This is a genomic window from Mesorhizobium sp. M7A.F.Ca.US.002.01.1.1 (assembly GCF_004022955.1).
GTDB classification, from domain to species: Bacteria; Pseudomonadota; Alphaproteobacteria; order Rhizobiales; family Rhizobiaceae; genus Mesorhizobium; species Mesorhizobium ciceri.
Map to the genome: position 1 here is coordinate 1 of NZ_RZQE01000665.1, position 2558 is coordinate 2558.

A 2558-nucleotide genomic window follows, 5' to 3' on the forward strand; every position below is an offset into this window, starting at 1 on the left:
ACACTGGCCTGCTTGGTGTCGATGTAGATGCCGGATTTGGCCCGGCGCTCAACGATGCGCATGGCCTCCAGGATGGCCAGCGCCTCGCGGATCTGACCGCGGCTGACGGCGAAATGCTCCGCCAGTTCGCGCTCCGATGGCGTTCGGCCGCTCTCCTTGTCCGAATGGGAGAACAGGTAGGCAGCGAGTTCCGCGAGAAGGTTCTTTTCTTTCATCGTCAACCGCGTTGCGCGTGCGCCTCCAGGAACCGCTCCGAAATGGTGAATCCCAGACCCGGTTTTTCCGGGATCGCTATCATACCGTCCCTGGCTTCGACAGTCTCTTCGACCAGATCATGGATCATCGGGTTGGCGCCGAGCGAATATTCGACGGTGAAACTCGACGGCGAGGCGGCGCAGACATGCAAGCCTGCGAAAAAACAGGGCGCGCCGGCCCACAAATGCGGCGCAAAGCGCAGATTGAAGGCGCTGGCGATGGTGCCGATCTTCATCGCTTCGCTGATGCCGCCGCAGAAGGCGGGATCGGGCTGGAAGATGTCGGCGGCTTTGAGCACGGCGAGGTCGCGGAAGGCGTAGCGGGTCGCCTCGCTTTCGCCGGTGGCGATCGGAACGGCGCCACTTGCCCGCACTTCGGCCATGCCCGGCTTATCGTCGGCGATGATAGGTTCCTCGAACCAGGCGAGGTCCAAATCGTTGACAAGGTGGATGAAGCGCTTGGCTTCAGCCACCGTGTAGGTGCCGTGCGCGTCGACCATCAGTTCGACATCGGGGCCGAGCGCCTGCCGTGCGGCGCGCACGCGGGTGGCGGAAATGTGCGCCGCGCCGTCCATGGCGCCAACCCGCATCTTCAGTGCCTTGAAACCGCCCTTGGCGATATAGGATTTCAACTGCTCGCCGATGGCGTCGGCGGCCGCCCAGCCGCCGGACGCGTAAGCCGGCATGCGATCGAGCTTGCGGCCGCCGAGCAGCCGCCAGACCGGAACGCCAAGCGATTTGCCAAGAATGTCCCACAGCGCGATGTCGACGGCGCTGATCGCGGCGATGCTCATGCCGCGCCGCGCCAGCTGCGGCATGGCGTGGCCGCCGCGTGCGGCGCTGTCGTGGCGCACGCCATTGTAGAGCATCTCCCAGATGACGCCGATGTCGGCCGGATCGCGGCCGACCAGCTGCGGCCCGACCTCATGGTTCAGCATATGGACGAGCGCGCCGTAACTGCCGGCGCTGCCGGCGGCGTTCTTGCCTTCGCCCCAGCCGACCAGACCGTCATCGGTCTCGATGCGCAGGATGGCGGCGTCGAAGGTCGTCACCTGACCGAAGTCGCTGCGGTGCTGCCGAGCGGCTTCGATCGGAACGCGGATCCACCAGGCTTGGACGGACTTGATACGCATATTCTTCCCCAGCCCTGCGCCGGTCAGGGCGGAAGGGCGAATTTCCCTGAGGCAGTCGACTACTTGATCAGCGGCAGCAACGTTTCGGCGTTGATGCGCATCTGGTCGGTGTAGAATTTCTCGGTGAGCACGCTGGAGCCGTGGTCCTGGATGAACTTCAGCTGTTCGGGCGAGATATCGACCGGATTGCGCTCGACCATGTCGGGATAGGGGGCCGCCGGCGTCCGGTCGACGGGCGCGACGAACTCGTTGGTCAGCGCGCCGTCGTAGCCGATCTCGCGCAAGGTAGCGACGATCTTCGGCCAGTCGATCTGGCCGAGACCGGCGGCGAAGCGGTTGTTGTCGGCGACATGGAAGTCGAACAGGCGCTTTCCGGCCTGCCGGATCGCGTCATAGACGTTAAATTCTTCCATATGGAGGTGGTAGGCGTCGAGGCAGACACCGCATTCGGGGCTGACCGCGTCGGCCAAAGCCAGCGCCTGGGCGCCGCGATTGAACAGATAGGTCTCGAAGCGGTTGAGCGGTTCAACAGCGATCTTGACGCCGACCTTCTTGGCGTGGGTGAAGCATTCGCGGGTGGCGTCGACGACCCACTTCCATTCCTCTTCCTCGGTGCCGTCAGGCACGACCTTGCCGACGGTCGCCGGAACCAGCGTGATGATCTCGCCATCGAGTTCGCTGACCATGGTCAGCACGTCCTTGACATACTGAACGGAACGCTCGCGCTGGCCCTGGTTCCTGGCGGCAAGGTTGCGCTCGCCCAGCATCAGGGTCACCGCGCCCCAGCAACGAATGCCATGCTCCTTCAGCAGCGCCCGGGTCTCCCTGGTCTTGTACTGCTCGGGTTCGCCGGAAATCTCGATCGACTCATAGCCGAATTTCTTGATGCGCTTGAGCGTCGTTTCCAAGGGTTCCGCGCGCATCCAGTTGTGCGTCGAAAGATGCATGGTCTGTCCTTCCCAACTCGTCTCTATGGTTCGCCTGCGACATGCATCGCCAAAAGGCGACACAAAGGTTCCTCCCCAAGGCGTTCCCAGCCTTTTCTCGCAAACTGGTTCGACCAATTGGGCCTGAAGCGAGGTCTACAGCAAATTATCCGGATCGGCAAGAAGCGCCGGGATGCAACTTTCGCTGTGGAGTATTTCCTTGATTATATTGAGATATATATGCC

At 62.8% G+C, this 2558-nt stretch carries 3 protein-coding genes; all 3 read right to left on the minus strand.

All coding sequences use genetic code 11. The annotated features are described in order from the left end of the window. On the minus strand, positions 1–215 hold a 215-nt coding region (locus EN932_RS33745), incomplete at its 3' end, for a GntR family transcriptional regulator (RefSeq protein WP_164890772.1). Between the two features lie 2 nt (positions 216–217). After that, positions 218–1387, minus strand: coding sequence for a mandelate racemase/muconate lactonizing enzyme family protein (locus EN932_RS33750; RefSeq protein ID WP_023812460.1), 1170 nt, complete (start codon positions 1385–1387; stop codon positions 218–220). Between the two features lie 59 nt (positions 1388–1446). Next, positions 1447–2334 (minus strand): sugar phosphate isomerase/epimerase, encoded by an 888-nt coding sequence (locus tag EN932_RS33755; RefSeq protein ID WP_013529508.1) that lies wholly within the window; start codon positions 2332–2334, stop codon positions 1447–1449. Positions 2335–2558 lie beyond the last annotated feature (224 nt).